Source organism: Mycolicibacterium iranicum, from assembly GCF_014190915.1.
GTDB classification, from domain to species: domain Bacteria; phylum Actinomycetota; class Actinomycetes; order Mycobacteriales; family Mycobacteriaceae; genus Mycobacterium; species Mycobacterium iranicum_B.
Map to the genome: position 1 here is coordinate 474,991 of NZ_JACHVU010000004.1, position 18,047 is coordinate 493,037.

General features: G+C 61.9%; 13 protein-coding genes and 1 pseudogene. 5 read left to right on the forward strand and 9 right to left on the reverse strand.

The features are described from left to right. Positions 1–261: 261 nt before the first annotated feature. On the forward strand, positions 262–1,218 hold the full coding sequence (locus FHR72_RS12650; protein ID WP_183468325.1) for an AAA family ATPase: 957 nt from the start codon (positions 262–264) through the stop codon (positions 1,216–1,218). Between the two features lie 140 nt (positions 1,219–1,358). Then, positions 1,359–3,827 (forward strand): S8 family peptidase, encoded by a 2,469-nt coding sequence (locus FHR72_RS12655; protein ID WP_260155992.1) that lies wholly within the window; start codon positions 1,359–1,361, stop codon positions 3,825–3,827. A gap of 115 nt (positions 3,828–3,942) precedes the next feature. On the opposite strand, the gene FHR72_RS12660 is transcribed toward FHR72_RS12655, so the two are convergent. From FHR72_RS12660 to FHR72_RS12680, 5 genes are all read right to left on the reverse strand, one after another. Continuing rightward, complete coding sequence (locus tag FHR72_RS12660; RefSeq protein WP_183468329.1) at positions 3,943–4,161, reverse strand: KTSC domain-containing protein; 219 nt, start codon at positions 4,159–4,161, stop codon at positions 3,943–3,945. Positions 4,162–4,193: 32 nt separating this feature from the next. Beyond that, complete coding sequence (locus FHR72_RS12665; RefSeq protein WP_221193410.1) at positions 4,194–5,960, reverse strand: ATP-binding protein; 1,767 nt, start codon at positions 5,958–5,960, stop codon at positions 4,194–4,196. Positions 5,961–6,057: 97 nt separating this feature from the next. Next, the gene (locus FHR72_RS12670) at positions 6,058–7,269 is read right to left on the reverse strand and encodes an SIR2 family protein (RefSeq protein ID WP_183468333.1); all 1,212 of its coding nucleotides are present in this window, start codon (positions 7,267–7,269) and stop codon (positions 6,058–6,060) included. A gap of 512 nt (positions 7,270–7,781) precedes the next feature. Beyond that, positions 7,782–10,904 carry an MMPL/RND family transporter gene (locus tag FHR72_RS12675; RefSeq protein WP_099961894.1) on the reverse strand — a complete coding sequence of 1,041 codons (3,123 nt, stop codon included), beginning with the start codon at positions 10,902–10,904 and terminating at the stop codon, positions 7,782–7,784. A 319-nt stretch (positions 10,905–11,223) separates the two neighbouring features. Beyond that, positions 11,224–11,859, reverse strand: a complete 636-nt coding sequence (locus FHR72_RS12680; protein WP_011856886.1) for a TetR/AcrR family transcriptional regulator — start codon at positions 11,857–11,859, stop codon at positions 11,224–11,226. Positions 11,860–11,963: 104 nt separating this feature from the next. Here FHR72_RS12680 and FHR72_RS12685 point away from each other — a divergent pair, with 104 nt between their 5' ends. After that, a complete protein-coding gene (locus tag FHR72_RS12685) occupies positions 11,964–12,833 on the forward strand; it encodes a metal-dependent hydrolase (protein ID WP_011856885.1) in 870 nt (289 codons plus the stop codon). Positions 12,834–12,966: 133 nt separating this feature from the next. Here the strand turns inward: FHR72_RS12685 and FHR72_RS12690 are convergent, their stop codons facing one another. The 3 genes from FHR72_RS12690 to FHR72_RS12700 all read right to left on the reverse strand — a co-directional run bounded on the left by FHR72_RS12690 (position 12,967) and on the right by FHR72_RS12700 (position 15,747). Continuing rightward, positions 12,967–13,857, reverse strand: coding sequence for an alpha/beta fold hydrolase (locus FHR72_RS12690; protein ID WP_183468335.1), 891 nt, complete (start codon positions 13,855–13,857; stop codon positions 12,967–12,969). A gap of 58 nt (positions 13,858–13,915) precedes the next feature. Further along, positions 13,916–14,368 (reverse strand): PaaI family thioesterase, encoded by a 453-nt coding sequence (locus FHR72_RS12695; protein ID WP_082957820.1) that lies wholly within the window; start codon positions 14,366–14,368, stop codon positions 13,916–13,918. A 182-nt stretch (positions 14,369–14,550) separates the two neighbouring features. Next, a complete protein-coding gene (locus FHR72_RS12700; protein WP_067773639.1) occupies positions 14,551–15,747 on the reverse strand; it encodes a cytochrome P450 in 1,197 nt (398 codons plus the stop codon). Positions 15,748–15,820: 73 nt separating this feature from the next. Between FHR72_RS12700 and FHR72_RS12705 the strand changes: the two genes are divergently transcribed. Then, on the forward strand, positions 15,821–16,417 hold the full coding sequence (locus FHR72_RS12705) for a TetR/AcrR family transcriptional regulator (RefSeq protein ID WP_067773641.1): 597 nt from the start codon (positions 15,821–15,823) through the stop codon (positions 16,415–16,417). Then, positions 16,414–17,464: pseudogene (locus FHR72_RS12710) on the forward strand (LLM class flavin-dependent oxidoreductase). The gene FHR72_RS12705 and the pseudogene FHR72_RS12710 overlap by 4 nt, the downstream one beginning before the upstream one ends. 48 nt (positions 17,465–17,512) lie before the next feature. Here the strand turns inward: FHR72_RS12710 and FHR72_RS12715 are convergent. Next, positions 17,513–17,986 carry a DUF6188 family protein gene (locus tag FHR72_RS12715; RefSeq protein WP_067773643.1) on the reverse strand — a complete coding sequence of 158 codons (474 nt, stop codon included), beginning with the start codon at positions 17,984–17,986 and terminating at the stop codon, positions 17,513–17,515. Positions 17,987–18,047 lie beyond the last annotated feature (61 nt).

Here is an 18,047-nt window from a genome sequence, read left to right on the forward strand (position 1 = left end):
GGCATTGGTTGCGCTTGTAAACATTGAGGGGGAGCGGTCTCGCTGCGGTATCCGTTGCGGTATTCGGTGGTGTCGAATGCAGCGAGACAGGCGGGTCGGCGGGCTGCAGGCTAAGAGGTGTCACGGGCGGCGGCTAAGCGGACAGTGCAGGTCAGAGAGTGTTTCACGCAACGTTGGTGTCGGTGTAGCCCGGTAGCCTCACTATCACCGAAGATAGGATCGCAACACTGACGGATGAATGAGGCTTGGGGAGGGCTGGAGATGGCGCGCGCGGACCTACTCCTTGATCTCGTGGAGGCTGAGCGTCGAGGCGATCGAGATCGCTTCCGAGTTCTGGTCGAGGCGGTGATCGCCGAGGAGCGTGCTAATCAACACCACCTGCTCGCTGACCGCCTCTCTGAACTCATCACCACTTCAGGGCAGGGTCTTGTCCGAGATGAGCGGGCCAGTGCGATACGCGACTTGGTGCAGGAAGTTGTACCTAACCGTCGTTTGGACGAGTTGGAACTCGCGTCGGTTCCGCGGCGGGTCGTGAAGGAGCTGATCGAAGAGCAGAAGCGCGCAGAACTATTGCGCAGCTACGGGATTGAACCGCGCAATCGGCTCCTGCTGTCCGGCCCTCCAGGAAACGGTAAGACTAGTGTCGCGGAGGCTATCGCCTCCGAACTGATGCTTCCGTTCTACGTGATTCGTTATGAGGGCGTGGTATCCAGCTTCCTCGGTGAGACCGCTGCCCGGCTCGACAACGCCTTCGAGTTTGCCCGTACCCGTCGGTGTGTCCTGTTCTTCGACGAACTCGACACCATTGCCAAGGAACGGTCGGACGAGCACGAGACAGGCGAGATCAAGCGTGTCGTGTCCACGCTGCTACTGCAGATCGACAGGGTGCCGGCGCACGTGATCTTCATCGGCGCAACCAATCACAGCGAACTGCTTGACCGCGCGGCGTGGAGACGCTTCCAGATTCGCGCCGAGCTGGAACCACCCAGCCGCGCCGAGGCGACCCGATTCCTTGAACGGCTCGCCGCACGCTTGGGCGGCGAGCTTGGCTTCGCCCCGCGGACTCTGGCCGACAAGCTCACTGGAGCGAGCTTCGCCGAGCTGGAGGAGTTCGCGTTAGACGTGCGCCGTCGGGCGGTCCTGGAATTGCCCGACGGCGACCTCCGACGGATCGTCCAAGAGCGTCTTGAGCACAGGCGCGATCAGGCAACGGGGTGACGGCGGAGCGCAGGCCGTTGCTGGCCTTCGGTCCTCCGGTCGTCGCTGAACGGCCCACCCAGCCCCAGCGGGACATGCCGCGCCTGTCTAACCCTGGTGCGGGCCGACAGGGGGAGCGTCTGACACCACAGTTCCGCGAGTTGAGTGCGGCGTTCGACGCCGAGCGGGCACGCCTGGCCGCCGACGCCGCGGATGAGGTCGATCCCGCCCTGGTAGTCGTGTTCGACCTCGCGGGCAGTGTCAAGGACTTCCGCAACGCGATCACCCAGATCGACGGACTGGAGTTCCTTTCCGAGCTGCTCGGAGATCGAACTGATCCCGACGACGATTTCCACATGACCGAACGGGTCATGGGGCGCACGGACAAGTCCGTCCCGCATTCGCTCTACCTTGTGATGTCCAACGCGAAGGCTATCGACGAACTCCTACGGCTGTTCGCGCTTTGGCAGGAAGATCCGTCAGTATCGTTCGAACGCGGATTGGGGAAGTTCAAGACAGCGTTCCAGCAATTGATCGCGATCCGGCGCTGGGGACCGGACGACCGAATCAGGGAGACCGGCCTTCGCGATCAGTGGCAGCAAGCCGTCGAACTCGTCGGCCAGTCCCTCAGCACAGTCATGGTTGAGATAGAGCTGTGGTACCGCCGCGATGCGCCACACCGCAGCGCGGCCGAGTCACACGTTGAGCACATCATCGTCGCCACCGGCGGACGCGTTATGGACCGCTCCGAAATCGGCTCTATCGGCTATCACGCGCTGCTGGCGGAATTGCCAATCCAGCAGGTGCAGTCGGTGTTGAATGACGGCGCGTCGTCGATCCAGTTGCTCACAACCGACGAGGTCATGTTCGTCAGCCCATTCACGCCGATGAGCGTCGCACCAGCCACCGTTGAGCCCGTCGCGGAAGTACGCCTTCCTCGTGGAGAGCGCGTGGAGGGGCTTGCGCGGATTGCACTGCTGGACGGCTTACCGTTCCCGAATCACGATGCGCTGGCTGGGAGATTACGGGTCGACGATCCCGACGGGCTGAGCGATAACTACCCGGTGTTCTCACGCAATCACGGCACTGCGATGGCGTCCCTCATAATCCACGGCGATCTTTCCGCGCGTGGCGAACCGCTGGACCGTCCGCTGTATGTACGGCCCATCATGGTTCCCCGCGAATACCCTGCGGGGTCCGAGCACGTCGTTCCGGATCAATTATTTACCGATCTCCTTCACCGGTCGATTCGCCGCATCGTGGAGGGGGAGCCTGGTCGGGAGCCGGCCGCGCCCAGCGTGCGAATCGTCAACCTGTCGATCGGCGCGCAGGCCAGGGCTCTGGCACGCCGGATGAGCCCGGTAGGGCGTCTCCTCGATTGGTTGGCTCACACCTACAACTTGTTGTTCGTCGTCAGTGCGGGCAATCACCTCGACCCAATCAAGATGCCCGCTGACGCTGCAAATGACATTGACACCGCACGATCAGCGGCGACCCGAGCTGTCTACGATACGACGCTCTTGCGAGGCGTTCTGCCCCCAGGCGACGCGATTAACGCGCTGACCGTCGGCGCGACACACGACGACGCCCTCGGAGATTTCGACGTTCCCGACACCGCGTGGGACATTACGCAGCCGGGTGGACCCGCGTACTACGGCGCCACTGGACCTGGTGTTGATCGATCCGTCAAACCCGACATCTACCACGTCGGTGGTCGGGCGCTCTACAGGCGCCCGATCATCGTCCCAGGGGAGGAAACGGTCGCAGTCGAACTTGCACAGACTGCGGTCAGCGGCCCTGGTGTCCAGGTCGCAGCTCCCGGTCGAGCAGGCGCGACGAACAACACGGTCTTCACCACGGGCACTAGCAACGCCGCGGCCTTGGTGACCCGCGAAGCCAGCCGGCTATTCGATGTCCTCGACGCCGGCCCGCCCAGCACCGAGGACGCACCACTGCCTGACGCGCAGTATCACCCGCTGCTTGTGCGGGCACTGCTTGCCCACGCGGCTAGCTGGGGTGAATGGGAAGCGACACTACGCCATGAATTAGGACTCGATAACCAACAGGCGCGGCGCCACGTAACAGCACTACTCGGCTACGGACGAATAGACATCGACCGGCTCGGGACGGGTGCAACGAATAGGGCTGTGTTGCTCGCTGGTGGGCACATCGTGCGAAACGAACGTCATACCTACGAGCTGCCGTTGCCACCTTCCCTTCGGGCCCGCGCGGAATGGCACCGCTTCACGATTACGCTCGCGTGCATGGTCCCCACTGTCGGTGAGCTGACCCGGTATCGCGGAGCGAAGGTCTATTTCGCCACGCCCGATACGGGTCTCGCAGGTGGAGACCGGACCGGCGGCGAGCACTTTGCGGTCAGACGGGGCAGTCTTCAGCATGAGATTGTGCAAGGAACCCGAGCAATGGTGTTCGGCGACGGGGACACGTTTCCAATCCATGTCGAGTGCATGGACGATGCACAGCGACTCCGCGTTGGCAGGACAGTGCGCTACGCGCTGGTCGTCTCCGTCGAGACCGCCGAGGAGACCTCGACCACTATTCACGATGAAGTACGAACGAGACTGCGCCAGCGGCTGCTCGACCGTGCACGAGGTCGGGTATCGGGCTGACCCTCACCGCCATGTGATTGTCTAGCAGTCGCTGCGCCAGTCTTGGCCGCGATTTGCCAGGACTAGTGTGGCTGAGTCGAGCGTCTCGCCAGTGGCATGAGGTAGTCGGTGACCCCTAGAAATCACGACAATCGTAGTTGGGCTTTATTTCGCGATTCATGTAGCTGCCCTTCGAGTCGGCAGTGAATAGTTCGTCGTAGGTCGACTGAGGTACGCCCGAATACACATATATTCGACCATTTGAAAATTCTACGTAGAGTTCTTCTGTGGCAGAGTCATAGCCAATTCGATAAATATTACTCGAGTCTACCGGTTCCATGTCTGGAAGTGTCATCTATGTCTCTCCTTTTGCGTTCTCGGGAGTGTCTATTGTGGGGGAAGCGGTCTGAGTCCATCCGGCGGTGATTCTAAATATGTATTTGAGGTCTGTGAACGCCAGTTGTAAATTGCGGCGTCATAGAGTGAAGCGGTTCGCTCATTATCTTGTCGCCACGCTTGTGCCAGGTCTGGATCAGTGCCTACTGGCTTATCAACTGCTTTATTAACTCGTATTCGCGAAGGCACGTGCATTGCTTCACCAAGCACTAACGCCTCTCCCGTGCGAAGCGCTGGAATTTGAGCTGCGAGACCGCCTAAATCGTCCGGAATTGCAGACGAGACGGCAGACTTATCTGATGGACTGGTGACGCGCAGTGCGATCATGGTGCCGCATTGGCTTAGCACTGCCGAGTCAATATCGGATGGTCTCTGTGTGACTACAAGCAGGCCCACGCCGTATTTGCGGCCCTCCTTGGCGATACGGGAGAAAATGGACGCGGCGGGACTTGTTCCAGTAGTGGGTAGGAAGCGATGCGCCTCGTCAACAATAATGAGAAGAGGCTGCTGTCGACTGCCAATGGGTAGATTCATGCCCCAAAAGAGCGTGTCATAAATTATCTGAATCATGGTTCCAACAATGGTTCCGATTATTTCGGATGGAATTCCTGAAACATCGATCGCGGTGACCTGTGAGTCAGAGCCTATCCACCCAGAGACCAGGGAACCCAGATCCTCCTCGGTCCTACCTGCTTCATCGGGATGCAGGGGATCGGCAGCGCTGAACATAAAACTGTATCGCGAATCTAAAAGTCGTGAGCGCAGCATGTCGAGTTGTCGGCTAATGCTACGGCGTTGACGATTATAAAACGGAGCTTGATTATAGGTTGATGCTGGCGGGTAAGTCGGCGGCATCAGCGACGCGGCGTCACCGTCAGTTTCGCGCGGCAGTCGGGTGGTGTCGTTTTGCCTGTTGGCTTCCGAAAACGTAGATCGCTCGATATCTTCCAGTTCATACCAGAGTTTCCGAATGCTGAATGGTATAGGGGAGTCTGCCGTGATTGATTCGGTGGGCAGCGGCGTCGGCAGGTGCCGAGCGGCCTCGAGCTTCATCTCTTGGACTCGACTGCGGATTGATTCAACGACCACAGGTTGCAGCGGGCCCATTGTGAGGTCTAACAGCTGTTCCAGAGGGAGGGCCCAATATGGAACGCGTAAGCGGGAAGGATCGGAGTTGGCCTCTGGTCCAGTAGTGATTCTTTGAACCCTTCCGCCGAGGGTATTGCCATATTCGCCGTGCGGATCGACAACGAGTACACGCGCGCTGGGGAAGCGGCCATCTGTGACCGATTCGAGAATCACGGCAATCAGGTTAGATTTTCCCGCACCGGTTGAACCGACGATGCAAGCATGCCGGCTTACCAGTGTCGATAGTCGCAGTGATGCGGGAATTCCGTCTGAATCGGCGATCCGACCGATTGTAATCGCGTCGTCGCGTGGTGTGTCGCGGGCGTAGATGAGTTGCAGGTCGTCTGGTGTAACTAGGTGGACTTCATCACCCACAGTGGGGAACTGTGCCACGCCTCGGTCAAAGGTGTCTCCGATGGACTCACCGAAAAGAGCAAGGCTCAACCACCGAAATCCCGAGAGACGGCTATCGGGGTCTTTTTCGAGGATAAATGAATCTTCATCAGATTCTGCATGTGGTAACGAATCGGCGCCGACTTGTGTACAAACGCCGTACAGCTGTGTATAACCGAGTGGGATACGCAGAAACGCTCCAATTTGCCCAATACGATATGAGTGCCCATCCACCATGATTAGGGTTGTGGGGGTCTCTCGAATGCGGACTGTTACGGTGCCTCCGCGCACCGAAGCGACTTGGCCAATAAAAGTTGTTTGCCGACTTACCGGCCTACCCATAATTTCCAACTATCGTGTCAAGAAATTTTGCGAACCACTTGAAGTCGCCGAGGCGGAAACTGCCAGTCAAACTGGGCTTGTCGTCGCCCGGCAAGGAGGCGTCTGAGTCGAATGGAATGTCCATTAGAGGCGCGAGTCTTCGATCCACCGGCTCATGGAGTCGCCACTCTCCGGTAACTCCTCCAACGGCCGCGCGGCGGCGCCCGTATACAACCAAGTTTGAACTACCCTTCGCGCGGGATATCAGATCGTGGTCGTCGGCAGGATCAGCAAACTGGAGCGAAAAGACGTGTAGTCGATCACGGACGTCGAGTGCGTCAAAGATTACTGAATTTATGTGCTCGTCTCCGAAGCTATAGCCAAGAGTAATTAATATCCCATCTTCGCGTTCTGTTAATACACGGTGAAGACGCTCCAGCATTGCGACGTACGGCTGCTTTCGGCTCTCATCATATTTATGGGAGGAGGGCAAAATTAGTTCCCCATCCCCATCTTCGAGCCCCCGTGCTATTCGCCGAGATCCATCCTTGAGGGTGACCCACGACCAGTTTACTGAGCCGTGAATCTTCCATAAGCGGACCCACTGGCGACCGGGGGCGAGCTCCTCATGCCGCAAACTCTGCGGGTGGAAGAAAGGCTGACGACTTCCGACGAAACCGTCAAAAGTCGCTACGCGTTCATCCTCAAGGCCGCGCTCAATCAGAGTGTCGTAATTGGTGGTGAAGATTTCGACCGGAGTAGGACGGTCAGTGCGCCTTATCCAACGAGCCAGCGCATGGTGGGGTAGTGACTGGGGGATCCGACTATCTTCGGGCCTAGCTACTCGAGCAACCGTCCTGCGGATCGCGGCCTCGAACTCTCCCAGTCCTGGAACATCGAGGCCAGCTAGCGTGTCGTGGGGTCCGGCAGCAGCCATTTTGAGGCGTACAGCGGTGAGTATTAATTCGATATTCGAATACGTATGCTTCGCTTCCACGTCTGCGGCGATACTCTCCCAGGCCGCACCGTACTTTGCCCCAAGAGCGCGCACAGCCTCCTCGCACAACTGGCCTAGTGGAGCGATCGCAGGTATGAGCGGCTTGCCGGATGGATCGCTGACCGCACAAGACGCGCCTGCGCCGAAAAGTAGCGCAATTGGCTTGTCATGGGATGCCAGCAGCGCGCGGAGTTTCTCGACCTCGCGACGCGGGTCATGCGTTGCCATGGTGCCTTCCGTTTCGGGTTGAATGCCTGACGGAATGCACCCCCAGAACTGCTATCCGTCCTACATGATCAATGTCCTCACAGTCCGCATATCTTCAGCGTGGCGAAATTTGATTAGCTTCAAGCCTGGATGCGCTAGCCGAGAAAGCCAGCCTGGATGTGCCTCGGATGGAGCGCGAGCCGCGACAGCGTCCAGGGTGATGCGGTGTTTCGGTCGAGATCCTCGTGACCTACCGTCTCGCGACAGTGAACGCTGCTCGGCGATCTTGAACGAAGCGTATACCGAGGCTTCGGCAACGTCGTGGTGCGCGTCTAGCGGCAAGATCCCCAACGGTTGGAGTCCTCGCCATCCTCGCAAGAGCGCTGCAGGGTAATTGTCTTCGCAGAGGTGTCTCCGAATTTCGTCCGTCGATAGGTCGCCGATCCATACTGGCGCAGGGGTCGTATTCATTCGGGGTGAATACGCCCTCACGCTGGTCGGCATGTAGCGCCGGGTATTGCTCTGTTCGCTTCTCACCTCTCCTGGACCAGCACGTGAGGTGCGTCCTTCATGCCTCCTGCGTTGGTCTGACCACGTCGCGGGTTTGTTGCTTTGGTCGGCCACCAGCTGGCTTCGCGTAGGAGTGTGGCGATGGCGGGCACGGTGAGGGTGCGCACGAGGAAGGTGTCGAGCAGCAGCCCGAAGCCGATGATGAGGCCGGCTTGGATCATGATGGCGACTGAGCCGACCATGAGGCCGAACATGCTGGCGGCGAATATCAGGCCAGCGGAGGTGATGACGGCTCCGGTGTTTGCCACGGTGCGCAGGACGCCGACGCGGATGTTGGTTCCGGATTCTTCGCGGAGCCGTGAGACGAGCAGCATGTTGTAGTCGGCGCCGACGGCGACGAGGATGATGAACGCCAGCAGCGGTACGGGCCAGGCGATTTCGTGGCCCAGTCCCCATTGGAAGACCACAACGCCGATGCCGAGCGAGGCGAGGTAGTTCAGCACGACGGTGCCTAGTAGGTAGAGCGGTGCTAGGAGCGCTCGCAGCAGTAGGACCAGGATGACGCCGACGATGATTATGGTGGCGATGGCCAGTTGTGCGAAGTCGGCCCATAGGAGTCGTTGGATATCGGAGTTTACGGCGGGGAAGCCGGCGACGGATACGGTGGCGTCGGCGAGTGACGTGTTGGGTCGTGCGGTGTTGGCGGTGTCGGTGATGCGGCTGGCGAGGTCCATGGCTTCAACGCTGTATGGGTCGTGGCTGCTTTCGATCATGAACCGCGCTGTTTTGCCGTCCGGTGAGAGGAATTGTTCGGCGACGTCGGTGAATTGCCGGTTCTCGAATGCGTTGGCGGGCAGGTAGAAACCGCTCGAGGAGTCGGAGTCGGCCGCTGCGCGTGAAGAGTTTTGTAGTTGGGTGGCGATCTGGCTCATGCCGGACAGCATTTCGATGTTGCTGTCGGCGAGGGTGCGGACGCCGGTGGCGAGTGCTTGGGCGCCGGAGGCGAGCTGTCCGATTCCGTCCTGTAGTCGGCGGAGGTTGGTGGCCAGGTCGGCGGGGTCACCGAGGGCTCCGAATGCCTTGTCCAGCGAGGCGACTGCGTTTTGGACGTTGGCGAGGGTGCCACCGACCGTGGCGTTGGTGGCGGGATCGTAGCGGTCCCCGAGGTCGGCGATCTGGTTGAAGAATCCGCTGTCGCGCAGAGTGACCAGGATCTGCACCTGGTCGCGGATTTGGGCGCATTGCGGGGTGGTGGCACACCACGGTGAGGTGTTGAGGGCGCCGACGAGTGGGTCGAGTTGGGTGATCGCGTTTTGGGCTTGGTTGGCCAGCGGTCGTAGTCCTGGGCCGGATTGGATGGCTTGGTCGACGGCGGGCGCGGTGGCGGATAGCTGGTGCAGCAGTGGCCGGAATTGGTTGACCTGAGTTCCTGCGGATTGGGCTTGGGTGAGGATTCCGGCCAGTGGTGTGAGGGCGGTGCGCACGGTGCTGTCGAGTTGGGCGAGGCCGTCGGCGAGCTGGTCGGCGCCGCCGGTGAGTTTGGCGAGGTCGTCTTTGCGTGAGTTGCCCTCGGCGACCGCGCCGGCCATTTTGTCGCCGATCTGGCCGTTCTGCCAGGCCAGTTCTGCTTGGTCGAGGCGCTCTCCGGTGGGGCGGGTGACTCCGGAAACTTTGGTGACGCCGGGGATCTGGGAGACGCGGGAGGCCATTTCGTCGAGGTCGGCCAGTCCTTTCCCGGTCCGCATGTCGGTCGGGTTTTCCACGACGAGGAATTCGCTGATGACGACGTCTTTGCGGAAGTGGCGGTCCAGCAGGTGGTAGCCCTGGTTGCTGGCTGTGGTGGCTGGTTGTCCCTTGCGGTCGTCGTAGCTGATTTTGATGGTTGCGGCGGCTGCTGATAGGGCGAGCAGGATGACCAGGCTGACGATGAGTAGTGGCACGGGACGGCGGACCACGGCGACGGCGACGCTGTTCCAGTAGCGGCGGGTGCGGTCGGGTTTGGGTTCACCGATGCCGCGTTCGGCGGCTAGCGACAGCACGGGTGGCAGCAGGGTGACGGTGGCCAGAAATCCGAACAGCACGGCGATGGCGCACGCGGGGCCCAGGGCGGCGAAGACGCTGAGCCGCGCGAAGACCATGGCCAGGAACGCGAGTGCGACGGTGGCGGCGGAGGCGAGGATGACACGCCCGATGCTGGCGGTGGCGTGGATGATGGCCTGATCGGCGGGTAGTTGGGCGCGGCGCTGCTCGTGGTATCGGCTGATCAGGAACACGGTGTAGTCGGTTCCGGCGCCGAGCAGGATCGCCGTCATGAAGGCGACGGTGAACTGGGAGACCGGCATGCCCATCTCGCCGAGGGCGGACAGCACGCCGCGCCCGACCGCCAGGCTCAACCCGATTACCAGCAGCGGTAACAGCGCGGTGAACACCGACCGGTAGACGATCAGCAGGATCAGGGCGATCACGCCCGCGGTAGCGATTGAGATCAGCAGCAGGTCGTGCTCGGCCGAGGCGATCATGTCGCTGAAGGTCGCCGGTGGTCCCGTCACCTGCACGGTCGTGGTCGAGCCGGTGAACACCTCCGCCGCGATGTCGCGCACCGCGTTGACGGATTCTGCGGCAGTGGGGTCTCCGAGGGTGCCGGCGACGCCGACGGGCAGGTACCAGGCTTTGCGGTCGACGCTGACCGCCTGGGCTTCGGTAATCGGATCGGCCAGTAGGTCCTGCACCAGCAGGACGTGGTCGCCTTCGGTCTGCAACCGGCTCACGAGTTCGCCGTAGCGCTGCCGTGCAGTCGGAGTCAACCCATTGGGGTCTTCCATGGCGACAAACACCATGGTTTTCGAGCCTTCTTCGCCGAACGCGGCGCTCATGCGGTCAACCGTCTGCAAGGACGGCGCATCGCGAGGAATGAGGTCCACCGACTGTTGGCGCACCACGGTTTCCAGCTGGGGAAACAGCAGCGCGAGAACCACCGCGGCGCCGAGCCATACCCCGATGACCAGCGCTTTGTGCCGGAGGGTGAATCGGGCTAGCGCTGCCAACCGTTCGCTGTACTCGCGGGTGTCGGCCGGGTCGGGTGATCCGTTGGCGCCCCGACCAGAACGCGTGGCCTGGCTTGGGGAATCTGCAGTGCCGTCGGTCACTAGACCTCCACTGGTAGCGTAGCGATACTGTCGGTATCGCTACGCTACCGCATGTAGTGCAAGTGGTGACGGCGTCGTAGGACGCCAGGCCGCGCAATGCGCGACTGGGGAAGGACAGGCGGCCGCTATCGAGTCCAGCGCCGGCCGCCGGTCACAGCCGGCAGGGAATGGTCGAACACTCAGTTGGCTTCTGAAGCCAGGCCGACGTTGTTCAGTCGACGGCATTGGCCTTGGATGTTGTTCAGGTCTTGCTGTTGCTGGTCTCGGACGTTGACATCGAGCGCACGGACGGCCACATCGCGTAGCGGGGCCGCTAGCTCTAGGTTTGCGCTTCGGTTGTGGCCGACTGGCCCGTGTTCTGCAGCAGCACGTAATTGCCTAGGCTGCCCAGGAAACCTGCGCAGTGCTGAACGAGTTCATCTGTGGTGAATTCCAGTTCTCCGTCGAGTCGGCGGCGCAAGACTTCGAATAGCCCTCCCACGCCCAAGGTCGAAGCCAAATGGGCAACCCCCACGGCAGAGTCGGCGATGTCGAGGTGAAGTCTGGCTTCGCGCAAGACAAGGTCGGTGAAACCTGCCATTAGTTCGCTGCGTAGCTCTCGGAGCAGCGGCTCGGTTGCAGATTCCACGAACAGGATCCGACCCAGCCGCGGGTCGTTGTCGATCATGCCGACCAGCCTGCGGATTGGCGCGTACGCCAATACCTCCGGTGGCTCGCCGGCATCGGGGATCGCGTCGACTATCACCTCCTGGAAGGTGGCATAGAGCTGCTGGTAGACAGCCCGCAGGAGTGCGTCTCGGTCGGAGAAGTGCTGGTAGAAGTACCGTGACGTGACACCCGATTCAGCGCAGACGGCAGTCACAGTGGCGGCGGCAACGCCGCGCGTGCCGATCAACTCCGTTGCGGCCTCGATGAGACGGGTGCGCCGGTTCCGGTGACGCTCCTCGGCGGACATTCCGCTATACACCCGCGCCGAAACCACGTGGATAGCTTGCCATCTAATTCTGACAAGGCTTAGAGTCAGATTGACAGCGCGTCCTTGGCGAATGGGAGAACAACATGAGCGACGATTCGTCCACACGGCCCACCGCACGGGTCGTCCCGAAGCCCCGCCGTGTTCGATTCGATATGCCTGCTGGGACCAGTCGGCAGCACTTCGTTGATGGCGACTTGGTGATGAGCCACTTTGTGTCCACCTTGTCGGCCACGTTCCCCGAAGGCGAAGACTTCTTTATCCGGTCAGTCCGCGAGTACCGGGACCACATCAGCGACGCTGACCTCAAGGAGGCGGTCAAGGGGTTTATCGCACAAGAGGCCACCCACCGACACCAGCATCGGCTGCTCAACGATCGGCTTCAAGCAATGGGCTATCCCACCGAGGGGATCGATCGGCATGTCAAGAAGCTGGTTGGCCGACTTGAGAAGCGTTTTTCTCCCAAGATGCGCCTGGCTGTGACGGCCGCCCTCGAGCACTACACGGCGACATTCGCCGAGATCATTCTCACCAGCGACGAAGCTCAAGAACTGATCGGCGACACCGAAGTGCGGCCTATTCTGCTCTGGCACGCACTGGAAGAATGCGAGCATAAGGCCGTTGCTTTCGATGTCTACGAGACGGTCGGTGGAAGCGAACGCACCAGGGTCTGGGGGATGCGGATCGCCAGCCTCCTCTTGTTCAGCGAGTTGGTCATCCAGACCACCCGCTCTCTGGCTGGTGACCGTTCCGCCTACAACCCGGTGCGCTTGCTGCGCAGCCTTCGAGCCTTCCGTCATAACCCGCTATTCAGCCCAGCAGCAATTGCGCGCTTTCGCTCCTACACCCGCGCCGGATTTCATCCCGACGACTGGGACAGCGCAGAAATCCTCGAACGCTGGACCAAGGAACTCTTCGACGCCGATGGTGGCCAGCAAGTGCGTAGTGGCGTCTAGCTCGACCAGAGCCCGGCACAGTTCAAAGTCGGCCTTAACCGAAGAACACTTCATGGGCTCCGCTTCGCGCGCTGTGAAGTCAAGATCGGTTCTGACTACTGGCCGATCGATGGTGCTCGACCAACGTCGCGACCTACAGGAGGTTCCGGCCGAGGAACTCGGTGACGGCGCAGCCGAAGGCGTCGTTGTCGTCGCCGGCGATCATGTGTCCGGTGCCGGATACGTCGACGGTCTCGGCGTGGGGAACCAGTTGCTTGAACTCGTCGACGGTGGCTTGGGAGACCACGTCGGACAAGAGGCCCCTTACGAGAAGTGTTGGGGCATTGACCCGTCGGGCTCCGTCGATCAGCAGGTGGCTGATTGCGTCGAATTGCTCCGTTCCCGTGGTCGATTCGTCGCGGAGAAAGTCGAAGTTGGAGTGAATGAATGCCGGGTCCCACCGCCAGATCCAGCGGCCGTCGTGACGCTGCCGTAGCACCTTGCGCAGGCCGTCGACGTTGGCCGGGCGCGAGCGATGGGGGTTGTACGCGGCGATCACCTCTGCGGCGTCAGAGAGGGTGCTAAAGCCATCGGGATGTGCGGCCATGAACGTCACCACGCGACGGGCGCCCTGGAATTCAAGTCGCGGGGTGACGTCGACCAGGACGACCGCCGCCCACGACGCCCCGGATGTCAACAGATGCGTGCCGAGCACGGTCATGCCCCCAAGGGATGCACCTACGACCGCAGGGGCGGTATAGGCGCTGAAGTGCTCGCGCACGGCGAGAAGATCGGTCGCGAGTCGCTCGAGGTCGTACCTGCCGGCTGGGTCCCAGTCGCTGTCGCCGTGACCGCGGGTGTCGTAGGCGACGACTGTGTATCCGCATGCGTGGAGGCGACGCGCTGAAGCGCTCCACGCGTGCCGGTTCTGGCCGCCGCCGTGCAGGAGCAGCACGACGGGACGGGCGTCCCCGTGGTCGTAGCAGTCGGCGGCCAGGGTGATCCCGTCCTGGGTTCGGACCCGATGCTGCACGGCGGAGGTCATGACACCTTCCTGGCAAGATCGGAGTCCGCCCGAAGCGTGCGACCGGCTACAAGCACCTTCATTGTGCGTTGCCCGCGGCGTTCACGATCGTGACCGTGCCCTGGGCTACGCAGACGGCTTTGTCTCCGTTGCTGATGTCGATGCGCGCTACTCCACTGCGCTTGCCCAGTGACACGATGTCGGTGACGGCGACACACACCCCGCTGGACACGGGTCGCAGCAGGTTCAGCTTGAATTCGGTGGTGGCGACCCATGATCCGGCCGGAATGACGGGGTAGAACACGACTCCGAGACAGTGGTCGACCATCGCCGATAGACATCCGCCGTGCAGGGTACCGAAGGGTGTGAGCAGTTCGGCGCGGGTTTCCATCTCTGCCACCAGCCGACCGGCGGCGAGTTCGGTGTGCCGAAAGCTCAGGAACGTCGACAGTCCACCCGCCGTGTTCGCCGATCTGAGCAGCTGGTCGGCGATCTGCTCATCGAAGTGCGCGAATGTCACTGCCACCACCAAGCCCCTTTCTCCTGTCCGGTCATGGGTTCGATCACCGTTCGAGCCTGCGAATCGTTTGAGCATGTCGCCGAATGCGCCGAATCCGCCGACGTCGCCGTGCGCGGCGGAGGGCTCGACCTCGACGGCGATGGACCTGGCCGTCGCGGTGAAGCACACGACGCGTCGTCGAAAAGGGGCACGGGCTAGACCGGTGTGGTCCAAGTGATGGGCAGCGATGTGTAGCCGCGGATCGGCCCGGACCGCAGCCGCCGCGCCGATTCAAGATCGACCTCCCAGTCAGGCACCCTGTCCAACAACGCATCCAGAGCGATGCGGGCCTCCATCCGCGCCAGCGCCGCACCCAGACAGAAGTGAATGCCGCGACCGAAGGCGACCTGGTGCTCACTGGTGCGCTCGATGTCGAACACGTCCGGATCGGGGAAGGCACGCTCGTCGCGGTTGGCCGACCCGAACAACAGCAGCACCTTCTCACCTTGACGCATCGTCGTCTCGTGCAGGGTGACGTCGCAGGTCAGGGTTCGTGAAAGTCCCTGTGCAGGTGAGTCGTAACGCAGCAACTCCTCGACCGCAGGCCCCAACAGTGTTCGATCGGCGGCCAGGCGTCGGCGGGTTTGCCGATGCTGGGCCAGCACGACCGCGGAGTTCCCCAGCAGATTGGTGGTGGTCTCGTAGCCCGCGACGAGCAGCAGCGCGCAGAAGCCGAGGACTTCCTCGTCGGTCAGTCCGATCCCGTCGACTGTGGCGTTGGCCAACGCCGACATCAGGTCCTCGCGGGGGTTCTTGCGGCGGTCGGCGAGAAAGTCGGTGAAGTAGGCGTAGATCGCGGCGGCGGCGGTCAGTGCGTCGGTGGTTTGTCCGTGGTTGACGTCGACCTGGACCAGTTGGCTCGACCACACTCGGAACTGATCACGATCCGTGGCGGGAACGCCGAGCAGATCGGCGATCACCGCGGCAGGCAAGATCGCGGCGAAGTCGGTCACGAAGTCCGCTGACCCCGACCCCTCGTCGAGCCGCTCGAACAACTCCGCGGCCATCTGTGTGATGGCGCCCTGCAGCCCGGCCACCCGCCGGGGAGTGAACGCCCGGCTCACCAGGGCACGCAACTGGTCGTGGCGCGGAGGGTCCATCACGATCATCATCGGCAGGAACGAGCCGATGAAGTCCGATCCCGGCGGGGTGGGGAAGATGCCGTCCACCGAGGAGTACGTGCCGTGATCCAGTGCTGCGGCCTGGACGTCGGCGTGCCGGCTCAACACCCAGGTATGGGATTCCTCGGCGCGGTACACCGGAGCCGCGTCACGCAATAACCGATACGTCGGATAGGGGTCGTTGAGGATCGTGGCGTCGAACGGGTCGTAACGAATCTGCACCGAGACCACAAGACCTCCTACCATCAAAGTAACGACGGTTTAGACTGGCAGTCTAAACCGGCCGAACGGGACAGGTGGGGCAATGCGCAAGATTCCACGTCAGATCTCTGACCGGCTTCCCGCCGCGGCGGACTTGTTCGCCGAGAAGGGGCTCAACGACTCCAAGATCGAAGACGTCGCCGCGGTGACCGGTGTGCCGAAAGCGACGCTGTACTACTACTTCGCCGGCAAAGAGGACATCCTTGCCTTCCTGCTCGAAGACCTCCTCAAGGACATCTCCGATGCCGTGACCACGATCGTGAACACCGACGGCACCGGTGCCGAACGCCTCGAACTCGTCATCCGCGCACAACTGCGGGCAATGGCGCAGCGGCCAGCGGTATGCCGTGCACTCATCGGCGAACTGGGACGAGCGGCCCGCATGCCGGCCATCGCCGAGATGATCAATACCGCCTACCAACAACCCGTCGAAACTCTGCTCGTCGAAGGGGCCCGCGACGGATCCCTCGTCGCTCAGCCCGATGCACGATCGACGTCCATTGCGCTGTTCGGCGCGGTCACCATCAATGCACTCATGTACCTGGTCACCGGTAACCACCTCGACGAGACGGTGGTCGCCGGCACCCTCAGCGCCGTCATGTTCGACGGCCTGCGCCCGCGCACAGGAGACCAGTCATGAGCACCTACGGCCTGTCGGTTCTCGGCGCGGATTTGAAGTCACTGGCCCAGACCGCCCAGGCCGCCGATGCGGCCGGGTTCGACGCCGTATGGGCCTCGGTAGTTCTACTCCCGGTCCGGATCGATCTCCATGGCCGCGATGGCCAACAGCACACAGAACTGCCGGATCGGTTCCTCCATTCTCTACGCCGTCGGCCGAAGCCCCCTGGTGCTGGCCACCGAGGCACGCGATCTCGACGAACTCTCCAACCGACGACTGGTACTCGGCATCGGCAACGGCACCAAACGGATGATGAGCGACTGGCACGGCGTGCCCGACACCTCCGCACCCGCCCTGCGGATGGAAGAACTGGTGATGCTGCTGCGCCGGATATGGAACCTGCATGAAGGCCCGATCCATCACGAGGGCCGTTTCTACAGAATGAATCTCACCCCGACCGGCGACGTGGGACCCTCCAGCCGGCCGATCCCGATCGTCACTGCCGGTGTCCGGCCCCGGATGTGCGAGGCGGCCGGGCGGGTGGCCGACGGCCTGGCCGGACATCCCCTGTTCACCACCACCTACGTCGAGGAGATCGTCCGGCCCGCTATCGCCCGGGGTGCCGCGCACACCGGCCGCGACCCCAATGACGTGGAAATCATTTCCATGGTGATGTGCGCCATCCACGACGACGCCGAGGTTGCCAGGCGCGAACTGGCGCAGCAGATTGCGTTCTACTCCTCGGTCAAATCCTACGAGACGGTACTCGATGTGAACGGATTCGCCAGCGAAGGCCGAACCATCCGGGAAGCATTCGCCCAGCGCGATTTCCCGGCGATGTTCGCCGCGGTGTCCGACGAGATGATCGACACCATGGGCGTCGCCGGGACGGCACACGAAGTCCGTGAACAACTGAGACGCTACGACGGCGTCCTCGACCACATCATGCTGTATTCACCGTCGGTCGGCATCGCTGCGGAACGCGTGCAGCAAAACGTCGACAGCATCATCGGGGAATGCTCGCCCGCCTCGATGTCGCGAGGGCGGTCCGGTCCACGTTCAACCTGATCCACGCATTGCCGCCCACGTCGACCCGTCGCCGCGTCCGCGGCCGCATCAGTGGCTCTGCCGCGCCGACCCCGCCGATGATTGCGTGGCGCTGTTGACGATGTTGACGATGTTGGCGTCGTCGGTGTCGGGGAGGTCATGGCGGACCACGCGAACCCGTCCTTGAGGTAGGCAGGCCATGTAGCCGTGGCGCATGCCGTAGAGTTCCCACGCTGTCTGTTCAGTGTCGGGATCGACATCGATGCGATGTCCGCGCGAGAAGCTCAGGTGTAGTCCTCCATCGTCGCTAGAACAGGCCTGGGTGCACACTGCGCCGGCGAGGTTCAGCAGTGGGCGTTCGTGGGTCGCGATCCTGAGGGGGTCAATGCGCACCGCCTCGATGGGGTAGGTGTCGACGGCCGGAAGGGTCAATAGCAGGGGGCAGGAGATGACGATTTCGTTGTAGTCATCGAAATCCAGAACCAGGCCGCCATGCAGCGAGAGGCGTTGTACGACAAGGTTTTCGATCCATTGGGTGTACATGGCAGTCTCTTTTCGACGCATCGTTGAGCCGTATCCCCAAAGAGTACGCTAAGTAGCGCTG

What these genes read in the sequence shown, in the direction of transcription:
- FHR72_RS12650 (WP_183468325.1), top strand. Translation starts at nt 262, where the DNA reads ATGGCGCGCGCGGACCTACTCCTTGATCTCGTGGAGGCTGAGCGTCGA.
- FHR72_RS12660 (WP_183468329.1), bottom strand. Translation starts at nt 4,161, where the DNA reads ATGACACTTCCAGACATGGAACCGGTAGACTCGAGTAATATTTATCGA.
- FHR72_RS12665 (WP_221193410.1), bottom strand. Translation starts at nt 5,960, where the DNA reads ATGGTGGATGGGCACTCATATCGTATTGGGCAAATTGGAGCGTTTCTG.
- FHR72_RS12670 (WP_183468333.1), bottom strand. Translation starts at nt 7,269, where the DNA reads ATGGCAACGCATGACCCGCGTCGCGAGGTCGAGAAACTCCGCGCGCTG.
- FHR72_RS12680 (WP_011856886.1), bottom strand. Translation starts at nt 11,859, where the DNA reads ATGTCCGCCGAGGAGCGTCACCGGAACCGGCGCACCCGTCTCATCGAG.
- FHR72_RS12685 (WP_011856885.1), top strand. Translation starts at nt 11,964, where the DNA reads ATGAGCGACGATTCGTCCACACGGCCCACCGCACGGGTCGTCCCGAAG.
- FHR72_RS12690 (WP_183468335.1), bottom strand. Translation starts at nt 13,857, where the DNA reads ATGACCTCCGCCGTGCAGCATCGGGTCCGAACCCAGGACGGGATCACC.
- FHR72_RS12705 (WP_067773641.1), top strand. Translation starts at nt 15,821, where the DNA reads ATGCGCAAGATTCCACGTCAGATCTCTGACCGGCTTCCCGCCGCGGCG.
- FHR72_RS12715 (WP_067773643.1), bottom strand. Translation starts at nt 17,986, where the DNA reads ATGTACACCCAATGGATCGAAAACCTTGTCGTACAACGCCTCTCGCTG.